The sequence below is a fragment of the Pseudomonas sp. CAU 1711 genome, assembly GCF_039888625.1.
Lineage (GTDB): Bacteria > Pseudomonadota > Gammaproteobacteria > Pseudomonadales > Pseudomonadaceae > Aquipseudomonas.
The window spans coordinates 34809-51510 of record NZ_JBDQQT010000014.1 but is presented as its reverse complement, the minus strand read 5'-3'; the positions used below and the strand labels follow the sequence as shown (position 1 = coordinate 51510).

The 16702-nt window shown below is 67.3% G+C and carries 21 protein-coding genes; 16 read left to right on the top strand and 5 right to left on the bottom strand.

Annotated elements, in window-relative coordinates:
- Window positions 1-12: 12 nt before the first annotated feature.
- From AAFN46_RS16175 to AAFN46_RS16115, 13 genes are all read left to right on the top strand, one after another.
- Complete coding sequence (locus tag AAFN46_RS16175) at window positions 13-702, top strand: YggS family pyridoxal phosphate-dependent enzyme (protein WP_347809726.1); 690 nt, start codon at window positions 13-15, stop codon at window positions 700-702.
- A gap of 16 nt (window positions 703-718) precedes the next feature.
- Window positions 719-1537: a pyrroline-5-carboxylate reductase gene (proC, locus tag AAFN46_RS16170; protein WP_347809725.1), complete on the top strand. Its 819-nt coding sequence runs from the start codon at window positions 719-721 to the stop codon at window positions 1535-1537.
- Between the two features lie 9 nt (window positions 1538-1546).
- Window positions 1547-2137 carry a YggT family protein gene (locus AAFN46_RS16165; RefSeq protein ID WP_347809724.1) on the top strand — a complete coding sequence of 197 codons (591 nt, stop codon included), beginning with the start codon at window positions 1547-1549 and terminating at the stop codon, window positions 2135-2137.
- A complete protein-coding gene (locus tag AAFN46_RS16160) occupies window positions 2134-2454 on the top strand; it encodes a DUF167 domain-containing protein (RefSeq protein ID WP_347809723.1) in 321 nt (106 codons plus the stop codon). The genes AAFN46_RS16165 and AAFN46_RS16160 overlap by 4 nt, the downstream gene beginning before the upstream one ends.
- Before the next feature lie 122 nt (window positions 2455-2576).
- A complete protein-coding gene (locus AAFN46_RS16155) occupies window positions 2577-4565 on the top strand; it encodes a dynamin-like GTPase family protein (RefSeq protein ID WP_347809722.1) in 1989 nt (662 codons plus the stop codon).
- A 99-nt stretch (window positions 4566-4664) separates the two neighbouring features.
- On the top strand, window positions 4665-5804 hold the full coding sequence (locus tag AAFN46_RS16150) for a homoserine O-acetyltransferase (protein ID WP_347809721.1): 1140 nt from the start codon (window positions 4665-4667) through the stop codon (window positions 5802-5804).
- 2 nt (window positions 5805-5806) lie between these two features.
- Window positions 5807-6427, top strand: a complete 621-nt coding sequence (metW, locus tag AAFN46_RS16145; protein ID WP_347809720.1) for a methionine biosynthesis protein MetW — start codon at window positions 5807-5809, stop codon at window positions 6425-6427.
- Between the two features lie 25 nt (window positions 6428-6452).
- Window positions 6453-6872, top strand: coding sequence for a DUF4426 domain-containing protein (locus tag AAFN46_RS16140; protein ID WP_347809719.1), 420 nt, complete (start codon window positions 6453-6455; stop codon window positions 6870-6872).
- Entirely contained in the window at window positions 6869-7462 is a 594-nt protein-coding gene (rdgB, locus tag AAFN46_RS16135; protein WP_347809718.1) for an RdgB/HAM1 family non-canonical purine NTP pyrophosphatase, read from the top strand. Before AAFN46_RS16140 ends, rdgB begins: the two co-directional genes overlap by 4 nt.
- Entirely contained in the window at window positions 7459-8673 is a 1215-nt protein-coding gene (gene hemW, locus AAFN46_RS16130; protein WP_347809717.1) for a radical SAM family heme chaperone HemW, read from the top strand. Before rdgB ends, hemW begins: the two co-directional genes overlap by 4 nt.
- Before the next feature lie 84 nt (window positions 8674-8757).
- A complete protein-coding gene (locus AAFN46_RS16125) occupies window positions 8758-9081 on the top strand; it encodes a DUF3392 domain-containing protein (protein ID WP_347809716.1) in 324 nt (107 codons plus the stop codon).
- Between the two features lie 34 nt (window positions 9082-9115).
- Window positions 9116-9370: a hypothetical protein gene (locus AAFN46_RS16120; protein ID WP_347809715.1), complete on the top strand. Its 255-nt coding sequence runs from the start codon at window positions 9116-9118 to the stop codon at window positions 9368-9370.
- A gap of 82 nt (window positions 9371-9452) precedes the next feature.
- The gene (locus AAFN46_RS16115) at window positions 9453-9854 is read left to right on the top strand and encodes a hypothetical protein (protein WP_347809714.1); all 402 of its coding nucleotides are present in this window, start codon (window positions 9453-9455) and stop codon (window positions 9852-9854) included.
- Window positions 9855-9917: 63 nt separating this feature from the next.
- On the opposite strand, the gene AAFN46_RS16110 is transcribed toward AAFN46_RS16115, so the two are convergent.
- Window positions 9918-11459 carry a phosphoenolpyruvate carboxykinase gene (locus AAFN46_RS16110; protein WP_347809713.1) on the bottom strand — a complete coding sequence of 514 codons (1542 nt, stop codon included), beginning with the start codon at window positions 11457-11459 and terminating at the stop codon, window positions 9918-9920.
- A 158-nt stretch (window positions 11460-11617) separates the two neighbouring features.
- On the bottom strand, window positions 11618-12511 hold the full coding sequence (hslO, locus tag AAFN46_RS16105) for an Hsp33 family molecular chaperone HslO (protein ID WP_347809712.1): 894 nt from the start codon (window positions 12509-12511) through the stop codon (window positions 11618-11620).
- A gap of 93 nt (window positions 12512-12604) precedes the next feature.
- Between hslO and AAFN46_RS16100 the strand changes: the two genes are divergently transcribed.
- Window positions 12605-13402 carry a phosphatase PAP2 family protein gene (locus AAFN46_RS16100; RefSeq protein ID WP_347809711.1) on the top strand — a complete coding sequence of 266 codons (798 nt, stop codon included), beginning with the start codon at window positions 12605-12607 and terminating at the stop codon, window positions 13400-13402.
- 2 nt (window positions 13403-13404) lie between these two features.
- On the opposite strand, the gene AAFN46_RS16095 is transcribed toward AAFN46_RS16100, so the two are convergent.
- Complete coding sequence (locus AAFN46_RS16095) at window positions 13405-13788, bottom strand: S4 domain-containing protein (protein ID WP_347809710.1); 384 nt, start codon at window positions 13786-13788, stop codon at window positions 13405-13407.
- A 130-nt stretch (window positions 13789-13918) separates the two neighbouring features.
- Here AAFN46_RS16095 and AAFN46_RS16090 point away from each other — a divergent pair, with 130 nt between their 5' ends.
- Both AAFN46_RS16090 and rimK read left to right on the top strand, forming a co-directional pair.
- Window positions 13919-14410, top strand: a complete 492-nt coding sequence (locus AAFN46_RS16090) for an ATP-dependent zinc protease (protein ID WP_347809800.1) — start codon at window positions 13919-13921, stop codon at window positions 14408-14410.
- The gene (rimK, locus tag AAFN46_RS16085; RefSeq protein ID WP_347809709.1) at window positions 14352-15257 is read left to right on the top strand and encodes a 30S ribosomal protein S6--L-glutamate ligase; all 906 of its coding nucleotides are present in this window, start codon (window positions 14352-14354) and stop codon (window positions 15255-15257) included. Before AAFN46_RS16090 ends, rimK begins: the two co-directional genes overlap by 59 nt.
- A 36-nt stretch (window positions 15258-15293) precedes the next feature.
- On the opposite strand, the gene AAFN46_RS16080 is transcribed toward rimK, so the two are convergent.
- Together AAFN46_RS16080 and AAFN46_RS16075 are read right to left on the bottom strand one after the other, a co-directional pair.
- Entirely contained in the window at window positions 15294-15740 is a 447-nt protein-coding gene (locus tag AAFN46_RS16080) for an NfeD family protein (RefSeq protein ID WP_347809708.1), read from the bottom strand.
- Entirely contained in the window at window positions 15737-16663 is a 927-nt protein-coding gene (locus AAFN46_RS16075; protein ID WP_347809707.1) for an SPFH domain-containing protein, read from the bottom strand. The genes AAFN46_RS16080 and AAFN46_RS16075 overlap by 4 nt, the downstream gene beginning before the upstream one ends.
- Window positions 16664-16702: the final 39 nt, after the last annotated feature.

Sequence of the window (16702 nt, the reverse complement as noted above, 5' to 3'; positions counted from 1 at the left end):
AGAGCGCAAGTAATGTCCACGATAGCAGAGAATATTGCAAAGGTTCGCCGCCGTATCCGTGAGGCGGCGCAAGCCTCGCAGCGCGATCCGCAGGCAGTTGGCCTGCTCGCCGTGAGCAAGACCAAGCCGGCCGCGGCGATCCGTGCGGCGCATGCCGCCGGCCAGCGCGACTTCGGCGAGAACTACCTGCAGGAGGCCCTGGCCAAGCAGGCCGAACTGGCCGACCTGGAGCTCACCTGGCACTTCATCGGCCCCATCCAGTCGAACAAGACCCGCGCCATCGCCGAGCACTTCCACTGGGTGCACTCGGTCGACCGCCTGAAGATCGCCCAGCGCCTGGCCGAGCAGCGCCCGGCGCACCTGCCGCCGCTGAACATCTGCCTGCAGGTCAACGTCAGCTTTGAGCCCAGCAAGTCAGGCTGCACGCCGCAGGAGCTGCCGGCGCTGGCACAGGCGGTGACACGACTGCCCCGGCTGCGCCTGCGCGGCCTGATGGCCATTCCCGAACCGAGCGACGACCCGCAGGCCCAGCGCGAGCCCCTGGCCCGCCTGCGCCAGCTGCGCGACGCCCTGGGCCTCGACCTCGACACCCTGTCCATGGGCATGAGCCAGGACCTGGAAGCGGCCATCGCCGAAGGCGCCACCTGGGTGCGCATCGGCACCGCGCTGTTCGGTGCCCGCGACTACGGTTCGCCACATTGATTAAGGAAGCACGCATATGAGCCACCCGCGTATCGCCTTTATCGGCGCCGGCAACATGGCCACCAGCCTGATCGGCGGCCTGCTCGCCCAGGGCATTCCGGCCAGCCATATCCGCGCCAGCGACCCCGGCGCCGAGCAGCGCGCCAGGGTCGCCGCCGAGCACGGCATCGAGCTGTTCGAAAGCAACGCCGAGGCGGTGGCCGGCGCCGAGGTGGTGGTGCTGGCGGTCAAGCCGCAGGTGATGAAGGCCGTGTGCCAGGCCCTGGCGCCGGGCCTGCAGCCGGGCCAGCTGATCGTCTCCATCGCCGCCGGCATCAGCTGCGCCAGTCTGGCCGCCTGGCTCGGCGAGGTGGCGCTGGTGCGCTGCATGCCCAACACCCCGGCCCTGCTGCGCCAGGGCGTCAGCGGCCTGTATGCCAACGCCAAGGTTTCCGCTGCGCAGCGCCAGCAGGCCGAGCAACTGCTGGCGGCCGTCGGCCTGGCCCTGTGGCTGGAGGAGGAGTCGCTGATCGATGCGGTCACCGCCGTGTCCGGCAGTGGCCCGGCCTATTTCTTCCTGCTGATCGAGGCGATGACCGCCGCCGGCGAGAAGCTCGGCCTGCCGCGCGCAACCGCCGCCCAGCTGACCCGGCACACCGCCCTCGGCGCCGCGCGCATGGCCTGCGAGAGCGACGTGGAGGCCGCCGAGCTGCGCCGCCGCGTCACCTCGCCCAATGGCACCACCGAGGCGGCGATCAAGGCCTTCCAGGCCGGCGGCTTCGAGGCGCTGGTGCAGCAGGCGCTGGACGCCGCCGCCAAGCGCTCCGCCGAACTCGCCGAACAACTGGGCCAATAAGGAACCCCCATGAACGGACTGGACACCGCCGCCATCTATATCCTGCAGACCCTCGGCAGCCTCTACCTGCTGATCGTGCTGCTGCGCTTCATCCTGCAACTGGTACGCGCCGACTTCTACAACCCGCTCAGCCAGTTCACCGTCAAGGCCACCCAGCCGCTGCTGCGCCCGCTGCGCCGCATCATCCCCGGTTTCGGCGGCGTCGACCTGGCCTCCCTGGCGCTGGCCGTGCTGGTGCAGCTGGTGATCATGACCCTGACCCTGCTGCTGGCCTATGGCGGCATCGCCAACCCGCTGCAGTTGCTGGTCTGGGCGCTGATCGGGGTGACCTCGCTGTTCCTCAAGATCTTCTTCTTCGCCTTGATCGTCAGCGTGATCCTGTCCTGGGTCGCCCCGGGCAGCTACAACCCCGGCGCCCAGCTGGTCAACCAGATCTGCGAGCCGCTGCTGGCGCCCTTCCGCAAGCTGCTGCCGAACCTCGGCGGCCTGGATATCTCGCCGATCTTCGCCTTCATCGCGATCAACCTGATCGACATGCTGGTGGTGAAGAACCTCGCCGCCATGACCCTGATGCCCGCGGTACTCGGCCTGCTGATGTGAGCTGGTTCCGCTGGGACGGCGACGACCTGCTGCTCGACTGCCACCTGCAGCCCAAGGCCAGCCGCGACGAGTTCGCCGGGCTGCACGGCAAGCGCCTGAAGATCCGCCTGACCGCGCCGCCGGTGGAGGGCAGGGCCAACGCCCAGCTGCTGGCCTTCCTCGCCGACGCCTTCGGCGTGGCCAAGAGCCAGGTCAGCCTGGAAAGCGGCGAGCTGAACCGACAGAAGCGCGTGCGCATCCGCGCACCGCGGCAATTGCCGGCCCTGCCAGGACTGACCGCTCGGTCACTGCAGGCGACCAGCCGGTCGAAGTTGTGAAGTGAGGCGATTGACGGCACCATCGACCATCGCATAATGCCGCCATCGTCAGCACGGCTAGGGCGATAGCGAGCCGAGCTATCCCGGCCCCCGCAGGAAGCGCCACCCAGAGGAGTACCAGGATGAGCATGGAACGTCTCAGCCAGCAGGTCGATGCCTACGTCGCCTGGAAGCGCGAGCTGATGCGCGAGATCACCCGCTACCGCAGCTGGCTGGCGCACAACCGCCTCGGCTCGGAGGCGATGGACGCGCGTCTGGAGCGCGCCCTCAAGCTGCTGCGCACCGATCACATCACCCTGGCCTTCGTCGGCGAGTTCTCGCGCGGCAAGACCGAGCTGATCAACGCCCTGTTCTTCTCCGAGTTCGGCCAGCGCATGCTGCCGTCGCATGCCGGGCGCACCACCATGTGCCCCACCGAGCTGTTCTTCGACCCGCGCTCGGAGCGTTCCTACATCCGCCTGCTGCCGATCGAGACGCGCATGGCCGATGCCAGCGTGGCCCAGTTCAAGCGCATCCCGCGGCACTGGGTGAACATCCCGCTCGACCCCAGCGACCCGGACAACATGGCCCTGGCCTTCGCCCAGGTGGCCAAGACCAAGCCGATGGCGGTGGAACAGGCGATCCAGCTCGGCTTCCTGCCGGAAATGCTGGAGCCCACCGGCAAGCCCGGCCAGGTGCTGGTGCCGGCCTGGCGCCATGCCATGGTCAACTTCGACCACCCGCTGCTGCGCCAGGGCCTGCGCATCCTCGACACCCCGGGCCTCAACGCCCTCGGCAGCGAGCCCGAACTGACCCTGTCGATGCTGCCCAACGCCCAGGCCATCATCTTCCTGCTGGCCGCCGACACCGGCGTCACCGCCAGCGACATGGCGATCTGGAAGGACCACATCCGCCAGCTCGACGAAGACACCCAGGCCAGCCTGTTCGCCGTGCTGAACAAGATCGACGTGCTGTGGGACGACCTGGCCGGCGAGGAGTACGTCAACAAGGCCATCGGCCTGGTGCGTAACAGCACCGCCAAGCAACTCGGCATTCCCACCGCCAGCGTGCTGCCGCTGTCGGCCAAGCAGGCACTGCTGGCCAAGGTGCGCGGCGACGAGGCGCTGCTCACGCGCAGCCAGTTGGCCGAGCTGGAGCAGCTGCTGTGCGAGCGCATCGTCGCGCAGAAGGAGCGTCTACTCGAGGAGCGCGTGGTCAACCAGGTGCTGGCCCTGCTCAACAACAGCCAGCACGTGCTCAGCCTGCGCCTGGACAAGGTGCGCGAGCAGCAGGCCCTGCTCAGCAACCACCAGCAGGACAACGGCCAGCTGCTGTTCGAGCTGACCGCCAGGACCAAGGAAGACCATGCCCAGCACCACAAGCGTCTGCTCGGCCTGAAGACCAACCAGCGCCTGCTCAAGCGCCAGGGCGAGCTGCTGCGCGCAGCGGTGCGTCCGGAGCGCCTCGAGGAACACCTGACTCAGGCGCGCCAGGGCCTGATCGGCAGCTGGACCACCCTCGGCATCAATCAGGCCATAGTGCAGTTCTTCCACAGCGTCGAGCACGACCTCGGCAACCTGCTGCAGGAAGCCGAGATGGCCAACAAGATGGTCGCCGCCATCTATCGCCGGCACAACGAGGAAAACCCGCTGCACGGCGTCGACGCCCCGCAGTTCAACGGCCAGCGCTACCAGCGCGAGCTCAAGCAGCTGCGCAGCAAGGCCGACCACTTCCGCCTGCACCTGAAGACCCTGCTCACCGAGCAGCGCAGCCTGACCCGGCGCTTCTTCGCCACCCTGGTGCAGGAGGTGATAGGCCTGCACCAGCGCCTGCGCGGCGAGGCCGAGCAATGGGCCGGCGACGCGCTGATGCCGCTGATGCAGCACAGCCTGGAGCACAAGCAGATGCTCGAGACGCATATGCTCAGGCTCAAGGCCCTGGCCCAGCAGACCCAGCAGAGCCGCCAGCGCGGCCAGCAGCTGGCCGGCTACTGCGGCCTGCTGGAGCAGCAGCTGGGCGAGGCCAACGAGATGCTCCGCGTGCTGCGCCGTCCTGCGCCGATCCAGCGCCAGGGCAAGGTGGTCACCCTGCCCGTGGCGGCGCGCGCCCAGAGTGGCGCCGAACCGGCCTGAAAGCCTCTGGATTCAGGGACTTGACCACGGCCCCCGCGCTTGCTGCCGGGGGCCGCGCTCTTTAGACTGCAGCACTTTCCCTGATCGAGAGCAGGGTCGATGCCGACCGTTTTCCCCGCCGACTCCGTCGGTCTGGTCACTCCCCGGACCATCCGCTTCAGCGAGCCGCTGGCGCTGGTCTGCGGACGCAGCCTGGCCGACTACCAGCTGGTCTACGAGACCTATGGCACGCTCAACGCCATGGCCAGCAACGCCGTGCTGATCTGCCACGCGCTGTCCGGCCATCACCATGCCGCCGGCTACCACAGCACCGAGGAGCGCAAGCCGGGCTGGTGGGACAGCTGCATCGGCCCGGGCAAGCCGATCGACACCGACAAGTTCTTCGTCGTCAGTCTCAACAACCTGGGCGGCTGCAACGGCTCGACCGGCCCCTCCAGCCTCAACCCGGCCACCGGCAAGCCCTACGGCGCCGACTTTCCGGTGATGACGGTGGAGGACTGGGTGCACAGCCAGGCGCGCCTGGCCGATCGCCTGGGCATCGCCCAGTGGGCCGCGGTGGTCGGCGGCAGCCTCGGCGGCATGCAGGCCCTGCAGTGGACCATCAGCTACCCCGAGCGCGTGCGCCACTGCCTGTGCATCGCCTCGGCGCCCAAGCTGTCGGCACAGAACATCGCCTTCAACGAGGTGGCGCGCCAGGCCATCCTCACCGACCCGGAGTTCCACGGCGGCCACTTCCAGGAGCAGGGGGTGATTCCCAAGCGCGGCCTGATGCTGGCGCGCATGGTCGGTCACATCACCTACCTGTCGGACGACGCCATGGGCGAGAAATTCGGCCGCGAGCTGAAGACCGACAAGCTCAACTACGACTTCCACAGCGTCGAGTTCCAGGTCGAGAGCTACCTGCGCTACCAGGGCGAGGAATTCTCCGGGCGCTTCGACGCCAACACCTACCTGCTGATGACCAAGGCGCTGGACTACTTCGACCCGGCCGCCGCCCACGACGGCGACCTGGCCAGGACCCTGAGCGCGGCCAAGGCCGACTTCTGCCTGATCTCCTTCACCACCGACTGGCGCTTCTCGCCGGCGCGCTCGCGCGAGATTGTCGACGCCCTGCTGGCGGCGAAGAAGAACGTCAGCTACCTGGAGATCGACGCGCCGCAGGGCCACGACGCCTTCCTCATGCCGATACCGCGCTACCTGCAGGCCTTCGGCGCCTACATGCAACGGATCGAGGTGTAGCCATGCGCGCGGATCTGGAAATCATCCAGGACTGGATCGCCGCCGGCAGCCGGGTGCTCGACCTCGGCTGCGGCGACGGCGAACTGCTGGAGCATCTGACCCGACACAAGAACGTCAGCGGCTACGGCCTGGAGATCGACGCCGAGAAGATCGCCAAGTGCATCACCCGCGGCGTCAACGTGATCGAGCAGAACCTCGACGAGGGCCTGGGCAACTTCGCCGACAACAGCTTCGACGTAGTGGTGATGACCCAGTCGCTGCAGGCCCTGCGCTACCCGGACAAGGTCCTGGCGGAAATGCTGCGGGTCGGCAAGACCTGCATCATCACCTTCCCCAACTTCGGCCACTGGCGCTGCCGCTGGTACCTGACCAGCAAGGGCCGCATGCCGGTCTCCGAGTTCCTGCCCTACACCTGGTACAACACGCCGAATATCCACTTCTGCACCTTCGAGGACTTCGAGCGCCTGTGCCTGCAACAGGGCGCCAGGGTGGAGGAGCGCCTGGCGGTGGACCACGAGCACCGGCACAACCTGGGCAGCCGACTCTGGCCTAATCTGTTGGGAGAGATCGGCATCTATCGCGTCAGCGGGTCCGGCCAGGCCGATCGCCGCGCAGCCGTCTAACCCGCGCCGCCCCGGAGGACTTCCCATGCACCGTTTCGCATCCCTGCTGCTGTGCCTGCTGCTCGCCCTGCCCGCCTACGCCGAACGCAAGGAAAGCTTCGGCGAACTGGACGTGCACTACAGCGTGTTCAACTCCAGCTTCCTGCAGCCGGACGTGGCCGCGGCCGTCGGGCTGACCCGCAGCAAGACCCTGGGCGTGCTCAACATCGCCGCACTCAAGGACGGCCAGGGCCAGCCGGCCAAGGTCAGCGGCAACGTGAAAAACCTGCTGGGGCAGAGCAGCACGCTGCAGTTCAAGCAGGTGCTGGAGAGCGGCGCCGTCTACTACCTGGCCGAGTTCCCCCTGCGCGAGCGCGAGGTGCTGACCTTCAGCATCAACGTGCAGCTCGGCGACGACTCGCCGCATACCCTCACCTTCAACCAGGAAGTCTTTCCGGACGAATGATGCCGCTCACAGAACTCGTACTGGCCAGCCATAACGCCGGCAAGCTCAAGGAACTCCAGGCCATGCTCGGCGCGCACGTGCGCGTGCGTTCGATCGGCGAGTTCTCCAGCGTCGAGCCGGAGGAGACCGGCCTGTCCTTCGTCGAGAACGCCATCCTCAAGGCGCGCAACGCCGCGCGCATCTCCGGCCTGCCGGCGCTGGCCGACGACTCCGGCCTGGCGGTGGACGCCCTCGGCGGCGCCCCCGGCATCTATTCGGCGCGCTATGCCGATGGTCGGGGCGATGCGGCCAACAATGCCAAGCTGCTGGAAACGCTGAAGGATGTCCCGGATGCCGAGCGCGGCGCCCAGTTCGTCTGCGTCCTGGCCCTGCTGCGGCATGCCGACGACCCGCTGCCGATCCTCTGCGAAGGCCTGTGGCGCGGCAGCATCCTGCATGCACCCCGCGGCGAGCAGGGCTTCGGCTACGACCCGCTGTTCTGGGTGGCGGAGCGCCAGTGCTCCAGCGCCGAGCTGGAAGCGGCGGAGAAGAACCGCATCAGCCACCGCGCCCGCGCCATGGCCCTGCTCAAGCAGCGCCTGGGGATATGACAACAGCGGCAAGTGGCAAGCCGCAAGCCGCAAGTAACGGCAGCGGGAGCGGCTTGCAGCTTGAGGCTCGCCGCTTCGAGCTGCCGCCCCTGGCGGCCTACATCCATATCCCCTGGTGCGTGCGCAAGTGCCCCTACTGCGACTTCAACTCGCATGCGGCGGGGCCCAGCCTGCCGGAAGAGGAATACGTCGACGCCCTGCTGGCCGACCTCGACCAGGACCTTGACCACGTCCATGGCCGCACACTGACCTCGATCTTCTTCGGCGGCGGCACCCCCAGCCTGTTCTCGGCCAAGGCCCTGGGCCGGCTGCTGGAGGGCGTGGAGCGGCGCGTGCCGTTCGCCGGCGATATCGAGATCACCCTGGAGGCCAACCCGGGCACTTTCGAGCAGGCCAAGTTCAAGGACTATCGCGGCCTCGGCATCAATCGCCTGTCGATCGGCGTGCAGAGCTTTCAGCAGACCAAGCTCCAGGCCCTGGGACGCATCCACAATGGCGACGAGGCGATCCGCGCCGCCGATATGGCGCGCGCCGCCGGTTTCGACAACTTCAACCTGGACCTGATGCACGGCCTGCCCGAGCAGAGCGTCGAGGACGCCCTGTTCGACCTGCGCACCGCCATCGCCCAAGGCCCCACGCACCTGTCCTGGTACCAGCTGACCATGGAGCCGAACACGGTGTTCTGGAGCCAGCCTCCGCAATTGCCGGAAGACGATCTGCTATGGGACATCCAGGAGGCCGGCCAGGCCCTGCTGGCCGCCGAGGGCTACGCCCAGTACGAGGTGTCCGCCTACGCCCAGGCGGGCCGCCAGGCGCGGCACAACCTCAACTACTGGACCTTCGGCGACTTCCTCGGCATCGGCGCCGGCGCCCACGCCAAGCTCTCCGCACCGGATGGACGCATCGTACGCACCTGGAAGACCCGCCTGCCCAAGGACTACCTCGACCCCGGCAAGGCCTTCCAGGCCGGCGAGCGGGTGCTGGATGCCGCGGAGCTGCCCTTCGAGTTCCTGATGAACGTGCTGCGCCTGACCGGGGGCGTGCCGGCCGCGCTGTTCGAGCAGCGCACCGGCCTGCCGCTGCAGAGCCTGGCCGCCGCGCGCCAGCAGGCCGAGGCGCGCCAGCTGCTGCAGCGCGACCCGCAGCGCCTGGCGGCGACCCGCGAGGGCCAGCTGTTCCTCAACGATCTGCTGCAGCACTTCCTGCCCTGATCCGCGCGGGGGCCTCGCGCCTACCCGGCTGGTGACGACAGACGGTAAACTCTCCGCGCCCGCCAATCACGACAAGGACCCCCGATGGATCTCGTGCTCGACCTGATCGCCACCCTCTCGCGCTGGTGCCGCGGCAACCTGTACGACATCTCCCTGGCCATCATGGCCACCCTCTTCGTGCTGTTCGGCCCGGGCATCAACGCCTGGGTGCAGAAGGCCATCGGCGGCCTCAACTTCGTCCTGCGCACCCTGATCTTCGTGCTGGTCTGTGCCATCGGCTACGGCCTGGCCATCGTCTTCCTCACCCCCTGGCTGGCCAAGGGCCTGGGCTACTTCAACAACTTCACCCTGTCGCCGGTACTGCTACTAGTCTTCTTCCTGATCGGCGTGCTGGCCGATCGCAGCTAGGCCGCCCCCGGGGCTGGCCGCAAGGAGCAGCCCCATGAAGCCGATCAAGCATCTCTACCTGTACTTTCAGGACGGCCAGCGCCTGGCCCTGCGCTTTCCCAAGCAGAGCGAGGACCCGGCGACCGTCGCCCGCGCCCTGCGCAAGCAGCTGGAGTCGCCCTTCCTCAGCATCGAGGTGGACGGCGACCTGCTGATGATCCCGCGCGAGAGCATCAAGTACCTGCAGGTCTGCCCGATGCCGGCGGCCCTGCCCGAGCTGACCATCCAGGGCGCGCAGGTGATCGACTGAGCCGCGCCTATCGCCAATCGGTCTAATCTGCGCCCGCCGCCCTGGATTAGAGTGGAACCAGGCAACCACAGGGAGAGTTTCGATGCAGATAACCGGCTACAGCGGCCATCTGCCCCTCTCGACCCAGGTCAGCGACAAGAACGCCCCGGCCAGCCCCGAACGGGTGAACAGGGCCGCGGACGCCACCTCCGACCGAGTCGCCGAGCGCCAGGAGAGCCGCGCACTGAGCCAGACGGAGCGACGCGGCGGCGCCAGCCAGATCTACAGCGCCAACACCCGGCAACGGCAAATCGATACCTATCTGGCGGTGGCCAGCGAAGGCGAGATCGACAGCCAGCCGAGCAGCTTGGAGACCGCTCAGGATCTGCGCGAGACGCAGCAGCGCAACCAACGGGCACAGAACATCGCAGACACCGCCAGCCGCCCCGAGCGGCCTGAGACCGATCCGGCCCGGCCGGAGCCCTACGCTGCAACCCCCGCCTGAGCGCCAGACGCCAGGCACGAAAAAGCCGCCCTCGGGCGGCTTTTTCACTGGCCTCGGCCGCGCTTACAGCTGCGGGCCGGCCGCGCGGATGGCGTCGCTCACCTCGAACTTCTTGAAGTTGTCGATGAACTGCTGGGCCAGGCCCTTGGCGGCCTCGTCGTAGGCGTTGCCGTCGGCCCAGGTGTTGCGCGGGTTGAGCAGCTCGGTGTCGACGCCCGGCACGGCCTTGGGCACGTCCAGGTTAATGATCGGCAGGTGCTCGGTCTCGGCGCCGACCAGCGCGCCGCTCTGGATGGCGGCGATCACGCCGCGGGTGGTGGGGATGCTGAAGCGCTTGCCGACGCCGTAGCCGCCGCCGGTCCAGCCAGTGTTGACCAGGTACACCTTGGAGCCGAAGGCCTGGATGCGCTTGATCAGCAGCTCGGCGTAGACGCCGGCCGGGCGCGGGAAGAAGGGCGCGCCGAAGCAGGTGGAGAAGGTCGACTTGATGCCGCCGCCACTGCCCATCTCGGTGGAGCCGACCAGCGCGGTGTAGCCGGACAGGAAGTGGTAGGCAGCCTGCTCGTTGTTCAGGATCGATACCGGCGGCAGCACGCCGGTCAGGTCGCAGGTCAGGAAGATCACCGCGTTCGGCTCGCCGCCGAGGTTCTTCTCGCTGCGCTTCTCGACCAATTCCAGCGGGTAGGCCGCGCGGCTGTTCTGGGTCAGGCTGTCGTCGGCGTAGTCCGGCACGCGGTTGTCGTCGAGCACCACGTTCTCCAGCACGGCGCCGAACTGGATGGCCTTCCAGATCACCGGCTCGTTCTTCTCGGACAGGTCGATGCACTTGGCGTAGCAACCACCCTCGATGTTGAACACCACGCCCTCGCCCCAGCCGTGCTCGTCGTCGCCGATCAGGTAACGGCTCGGGTCGGCGGACAGGGTGGTCTTGCCGGTGCCGGACAGGCCGAAGAACAGAGTCACGTCGCCTTCCTCGCCGATGTTGGCGGCGCAGTGCATCGGCAGCACGTCGGCCTCCGGCAGCAGGAAGTTCTGCACGCTGAACATGGCCTTCTTCATCTCGCCGGCGTAGCGCATGCCGGCGATCAGCACCTTCCTGGCGGCGAAGTTGATGATCACGCAGCCGTCGGAGTTGGTGCCGTCGCGCTCGGGCACGCACTCGAAGTTGGCGACGTTGAGGATCTGCCACTCGGCCTTGGCGGCCGGATTGTAGCTCTGCGGATTGATGAACAGGCAACGGCCGAACAGGTTCTGCCAGGCGGTCTGGGTGGTCATCTTCACCGGCAGGTAGTGCTCGGCGGCGGCGCCTACATGGACGTGGGAAACGAAGTGGTCCTGGGCGTTGTTGAAGGCCTCGACGCGGGCCCACAGGGCATCGAACTTGTCCGCCGGGAACGGGCGGTTGATGTTGCCCCAGGCGATCTGCGCCTCGGTGCTCGGCTCCTGGACGATGAAGCGATCGGCCGGGGAGCGACCGGTGCGTTGGCCGGTGCGAACGACCAGCGAACCGTTGGCGGCCAGCTCACCCTCGCCACGGCGGATGGCCTGCTCGACCAGTTGGGCAGCGCTGATGTCGGTGTAAACGGCGGTGTTGGCTTGCGTCATGTGGGTCCCCGTCGGCGGTTGGCCGAGTCTTCCGAACTTGTGTAGTGGGTCAGAAACATCACTACAGCGATAAAAAAGTCGCGGGAGTATGCCAGAAATGCGCGCTCCTTGGCAGCCTCTTGTCCGCTATGGCTTTCGATAGAGTGCGACTATCGCCCTCAGTGACGGGTCGCCGAGGGCTCTTGGCTGCCGCCGCTGGCGAACAGCTGGGCCACGTCGCTGGCGTCGAAGAAGTAGCGCTGGTTGCAGAACTGGCAGTCGATCTCCACCTGGCCGCCGCTCTCCTCCAGCAGCGCCTCGGCATCGGCCTGGCCGATGCTGACCAGCGCGCGCGCCGAACGCTCGCGCGAGCAGCTGCAGCGAAACTGCAGCGGCGCCGGCTCGAACAGGCGCAGCTCTTCCTGGTGGTAGAGGCGGTGCAGCAGGGTCTGGTTGTCCAGCCCCAGCAGCTCCTCGGCGCTCAGGGTGTCGGCCAGGGTCAGCAGATGGTTCCAGCTCTCCGCGCGCTCCTCGGCCTCGGTCTGATGCTGCGGCGGCAGTTGCTGCAGCAGCAGGCCGCGCGCACGCTGGCCGTCGGCGCGCAGCCAGAAGCGCGTCGGCAGTTGCTCGGACGTGGCGAAATAGGCGGTCAGGCTGGCCGCCAGGCTGTCGCCCGCCAGTTCGACTATGCCCTGGTAACGCTGGCCCTTGGCCGGGTCTATGGTCAGCGCCAGCACGCCGTCCGGCATCAGCTCGCGCAGGCCGGCGCCCGACTCGATGGCCTCGGCGTCGTAGCGGGCGATGCCGCGCACCTCGCGCTCGCTGGAGCACTCGATCATCACCAGCGGCACCGGGCCGGAGGAGCGCGCCTGGAGGATCAGCAGCCCGTCGAACTTCAGGGTGCCGACCAGCAGGGCGGCGGCCGCGAGCATCTCGCCGAGCAGCTCGGCCACCGGTTGCGGGTAGGGATGCTTGGCCAGGACGTGCCGGTAACTCTCGGCGAGGCCGACCATCTCGCCACGAACGTCGTGTTCGTCGAAGAGGAAACGTTGAGTGTGATCGAGATCGTGCATGGGGGGACCGGCTATCGAGAAGTAATGACAAGACGATGACAGCGTCTTATAAAGCGCGCCATCGCACTCGAACTCAGGGAAATAGGAGATTCTATGGACAACCACGCTCGCATCCAAGCCACCTGGCGATGGCCGGCGTTTACCGCCCTGCACCTGCTCGTGGCCGTACTGCTATTGAGCTGGGTTCCCGAGACCGGCCGCGAGCTGTGGCGCGCGGCGGGCGCGCACCTGTTCACCGTGCTGCACGGCACGCTCGGCCACAGCGCCTCGTGGGACCTGCTGTGGGCCCTGTGCAGCACCCGTCTATGGGATGTACTGGCCGGCGCCCTGATGCTGACCCTGCTGCTGCATCAGGGCTGGGCGTTCCGCGGGGCGGAAACTCGCCGCGCGCTCTTCCACTTGCTGGCGCTGCTGCTGATCCTGGTTGTGCTGCGCACTCTGTTCAGCAAGCTGGTGGGCTATTTCCACTGGCAGCACGCCAGCCCTTCGATGCTGATTCCGAACAGCTTCCGCCTGAGCGAATCCTTTCCGGCGCTGGAACGCCTGTTCGAGGTCAAGGACCGCTCGAGCCGCAGCTTTCCCGGCGATCACGCCTCGGTGCTGATTGTCTGGGGACTGTTCATGGCCTGTTTCTCTCGGGGCTGGAAGCTCGCCGCGAGCACTGGCCTGGTGGTGTTCTGCTCGCTGCCCCGCCTGATCGCCGGCGCTCACTGGCTGGAAGACATCGCCGTGGGCGGCGTGCTGCTGGCGGCCCTGGCCTTCGCCTGGGGTTACTGCACGCCGCTGGGCGGCTTGATCGCCGCCGGCCTCGAACGCGCCAGCCAACCCCTGCTGCCCGTCTTGCGCCGACTGCCACTGCTCGGCAACTGGGGCGTACTGCAGAGCCGCTGAGGCTACCCGCGCAGGCCGAGCAACTGGCGACGCTGCTTCTTGTTCGGCCGGCCCTCGCTCTGCACGCCCAGGGCGCCGGCCTTGCGCAGGGCCGCCGCCTCCTCGCGGCGGGCGATGCTCTCGGCCGTTTCCTCGTACAGCAGCTGCGCCTCAGGTGCGCCGCGGCGCACCATGGAGAGCGCCCGCACCACCACGGTACGCTCGTCGAAACCAGTGCGAATCACGTATTCGTCGCCGACCCTGGGCTCCTTGCCCGGCTTGCAGCGCTCGCCGCGGCAATGCACCTTGCCGCCTTCGATGGCTTCCTTGGCCAGCGAGCGGGTCTTGTAGAAGCGCGCCGCCCACAGCCACTTGTCCAGGCGCACCTTGTCGTCTCTATCGCTCACCAGCACTCCAACCAGGCAATGATTGACAGACAGTTTGCCTGATGCGCTTGTCATATGGGCTAACTAGAATGCTAGTAAATTTTCTGGAAGGTCTGCCTTGAAGACGTTCGACCAACTCGACGTGATCGGCCTGCGCGAATGGATCAACCTGCCCGAGCTGGGCATGGTCGGCCTGCGCGCCAAGATCGACACCGGCGCCAGCACCTCCACCCTGCATGCCAGCGACATAGTACCCTTCGAACGCGACGGCGCGCGCTGGGTGCGCTTCACCGCGCACTTCGGCACCCTAGCGCAACTGCACCACCACCATTGCGAGGCGCCTCTGGTGGCGGTGAAAACCATCAAGAGTTCCACCGGCCACGCGCAGACACGCCACGTGATTCGTACCCTGCTGGTGCTGGGCGACCGCACCTGGTCGGTGGACTTCACCCTGACCTGCCGCAAGTCCATGCGCTACCGGGTGCTACTCGGTGCCAAGGCACTGATCGACGGCCAACTGGTGGTCAACCCGGCGCTGAGCTATGTACAAGACGCGCCTTCACTCCCTACCCCCGAGGTGAACCATGAAGATCGCTGTACTGTCTCGAAACCCGCGGCTGTACTCCACCCGCCGCCTGATTGAGGCCGGCCAGCAGCGCGGTCACGAGATGGTATTGATAGACACCCTGCGCGCCTACATGAACATCGCCAGCCACAAGCCGCAGATCCACTACCGCGGCCAGCCGCTGGAAGGCTTCGATGCGGTGATCCCGCGCATCGGCGCCTCGGTGACTTTCTACGGCTGCGCCGTGCTGCGCCAGTTCGAGATGATGGGCGTATCGCCGCTCAACGAGTCGGTCGCCATCAGCCGCTCGCGCGACAAGCTGCGCTCGCTGCAGCTGCTGTCGCGCAAGGGCATCGGCCTGCCGGTGACCGGCTTCGCCCACTCCCCCGACGACATCGCCGACCTGATCCAGATGGTCGGCGGCGCCCCGCTGGTGATCAAGCTGCTGGAAGGCACCCAGGGCATAGGCGTAGTCCTGTGCGAAACACAACAGGCCGCCGAGTCGGTGATCGAGGCCTTCATGGGCCTGAAGGCCAACATCATGGTGCAGGAATACATCAAGGAGGCCGGCGGCGCCGATATCCGCTGTTTCGTGGTCGGCGACAAGGTGATCGCCGCGATCAAGCGCCAGGCCAAGCCCGGCGAGTTCCGCTCCAATCTGCATCGCGGCGGCAGCGCCAGCCTGATCAAGATCACCCCCGAGGAACGCTCCACCGCCATCCGCGCGGCCCGGGTCATGGGCCTGTCGGTGGCCGGAGTGGACATCCTGCGCGCCAACCACGGCCCGCTGGTGATGGAGGTGAACTCCTCGCCCGGCCTGGAGGGCATCGAGTCCACCACCGGCAAGGACGTGGCCGCGATCATCATCCAGCACTTGGAGAAGAGCGCCGCACCGGGCCAGACCCGCACCCGCGGCCGCGGCTAGCAGGCGGTCGATTAGCGACCGGCAGGCGCCTTCGCCTTAGAGCGCCTCGACCCTGAGCAGCACGCCGTCCTGACCGACCACCCGCACCTCGCGGCCCGCCGGCAGGTCCGGCCCACTGACCAGCCACAGGCTGTCGCCGGCCCTGATCTTGCCGCGACCGGCGACTATGGCCTCGTGCAGGACGAAGGTGCGGCCGAGGAACTCGCTGCCGCGGCTGTTCAGCCCCGGCACGTCCGAGGGCTTGGCCGCGCTGCGCTGGCGTCGCCACCAGAGCACCGCGGTGAGCACCGAGAGCAGGGCGAAGACGATGAACTGCCAGGCCCAGGGCAGCTCGGGGAACAGGTAGGTGAGCACGCCGACCGCGGCGGCCGCCACGCCTATCCACAGCAGGTAGCCGCCGGCGCCGAACACCTCGAGGATCAGCAGCACGGTGCCGAAGGCCAGCCAGTCCCAGAACGACAGATGCTGCAGGTACTCGATCACTTCTTGCCATCCTTGCCGTCGAAGGTGGCGCGCACGATTTCGCCGATGCCGCCGACCGCGCCTATCATCTGGCTGGCCTCCAGCGGCATCAGCACCACCTTGCTGTTGTTGGCTGCGGCCAGCTGGCCGAGGGCATCGATGTATTTCTGCGCGACGAAGTAGTTGACCGCCTGCACGTTACCGGCGGCGATGGCCTCGGACACCATGCGGGTCGCCTCGGCCTCGGCCTGGGCCGCGCGCTCGCGGGCCTCGGCCTCGAGGAAGGCGGCCTGGCGCTGGCCTTCGGCCTTGAGGATGTCGCCCTGTTTCTGCCCTTCGGCGGTCAGGATGGCCGCCTGACGCAACCCTTCGGCTTCGAGAATCTGCGCGCGCTTGATACGCTCGGCCTTCATCTGCCCGGACATGGCGGCCATCAGGTCGGCAGGCGGACTGATGTCCTTGATCTCGATGCGGGTGATCTTGATGCCCCAGGGCGCGGTGGCCTCGTCCACGGTACGCAGCAGGCGCTCGTTGATCGCATCGCGCTGGCCCAGCATGGCGTCCAGCTCCATCGAACCGAGCACGGTGCGGATATTGGTCATCACCAGGTTGCGGATGGCGTGCTCCAGGTTGTTTACCTCGTAGGCCGCCTGCGCCGAGTTGATGATCTGGAAGAAGCAGATGGCGTCGATCTGCACCGTGGCGTTGTCGGCCGTGATGACTTCCTGCGGTGGGATGTCCAGCACGTTCTCCATCACGTTGAGCTTGCGCCCGATGCGATCCATCACCGGCACTATGATGTTGAGGCCGGGCTTGAGCGTGGTGGTGTAGCGGCCGAAGCGCTCCACCGTCCACTGGTAGCCCTGCGGCACCACCTTGAAGCCCATGAAGACCACGGCCACGGCCAGGCCGACGAAGAGAAAGATGACGCTTCCGATTTCCACAGGTAAAGCTCCTTTGCCTGGATGTGCGGGATAAGCATA

Excerpts from the sequence above, each read along its gene's own strand:
- AAFN46_RS16175 (WP_347809726.1), top strand. The coding sequence starts at position 13 with ATGTCCACGATAGCAGAGAATATTGCAAAGGTTCGCCGCCGTATCCGT.
- AAFN46_RS16100 (WP_347809711.1), top strand. The coding sequence starts at position 12,605 with ATGGACAACCACGCTCGCATCCAAGCCACCTGGCGATGGCCGGCGTTT.
- rimK (WP_347809709.1), top strand. The coding sequence starts at position 14,352 with ATGAAGATCGCTGTACTGTCTCGAAACCCGCGGCTGTACTCCACCCGC.
- metW (WP_347809720.1), top strand. The coding sequence starts at position 5,807 with ATGCGCGCGGATCTGGAAATCATCCAGGACTGGATCGCCGCCGGCAGC.
- hemW (WP_347809717.1), top strand. The coding sequence starts at position 7,459 with ATGACAACAGCGGCAAGTGGCAAGCCGCAAGCCGCAAGTAACGGCAGC.
- AAFN46_RS16150 (WP_347809721.1), top strand. The coding sequence starts at position 4,665 with ATGCCGACCGTTTTCCCCGCCGACTCCGTCGGTCTGGTCACTCCCCGG.
- hslO (WP_347809712.1), bottom strand. The coding sequence starts at position 12,511 with ATGCACGATCTCGATCACACTCAACGTTTCCTCTTCGACGAACACGAC.
- AAFN46_RS16125 (WP_347809716.1), top strand. The coding sequence starts at position 8,758 with ATGGATCTCGTGCTCGACCTGATCGCCACCCTCTCGCGCTGGTGCCGC.
- rdgB (WP_347809718.1), top strand. The coding sequence starts at position 6,869 with ATGATGCCGCTCACAGAACTCGTACTGGCCAGCCATAACGCCGGCAAG.
- AAFN46_RS16140 (WP_347809719.1), top strand. The coding sequence starts at position 6,453 with ATGCACCGTTTCGCATCCCTGCTGCTGTGCCTGCTGCTCGCCCTGCCC.
- proC (WP_347809725.1), top strand. The coding sequence starts at position 719 with ATGAGCCACCCGCGTATCGCCTTTATCGGCGCCGGCAACATGGCCACC.
- AAFN46_RS16110 (WP_347809713.1), bottom strand. The coding sequence starts at position 11,459 with ATGACGCAAGCCAACACCGCCGTTTACACCGACATCAGCGCTGCCCAA.
- AAFN46_RS16155 (WP_347809722.1), top strand. The coding sequence starts at position 2,577 with ATGAGCATGGAACGTCTCAGCCAGCAGGTCGATGCCTACGTCGCCTGG.
- AAFN46_RS16120 (WP_347809715.1), top strand. The coding sequence starts at position 9,116 with ATGAAGCCGATCAAGCATCTCTACCTGTACTTTCAGGACGGCCAGCGC.
- AAFN46_RS16115 (WP_347809714.1), top strand. The coding sequence starts at position 9,453 with ATGCAGATAACCGGCTACAGCGGCCATCTGCCCCTCTCGACCCAGGTC.
- AAFN46_RS16165 (WP_347809724.1), top strand. The coding sequence starts at position 1,547 with ATGAACGGACTGGACACCGCCGCCATCTATATCCTGCAGACCCTCGGC.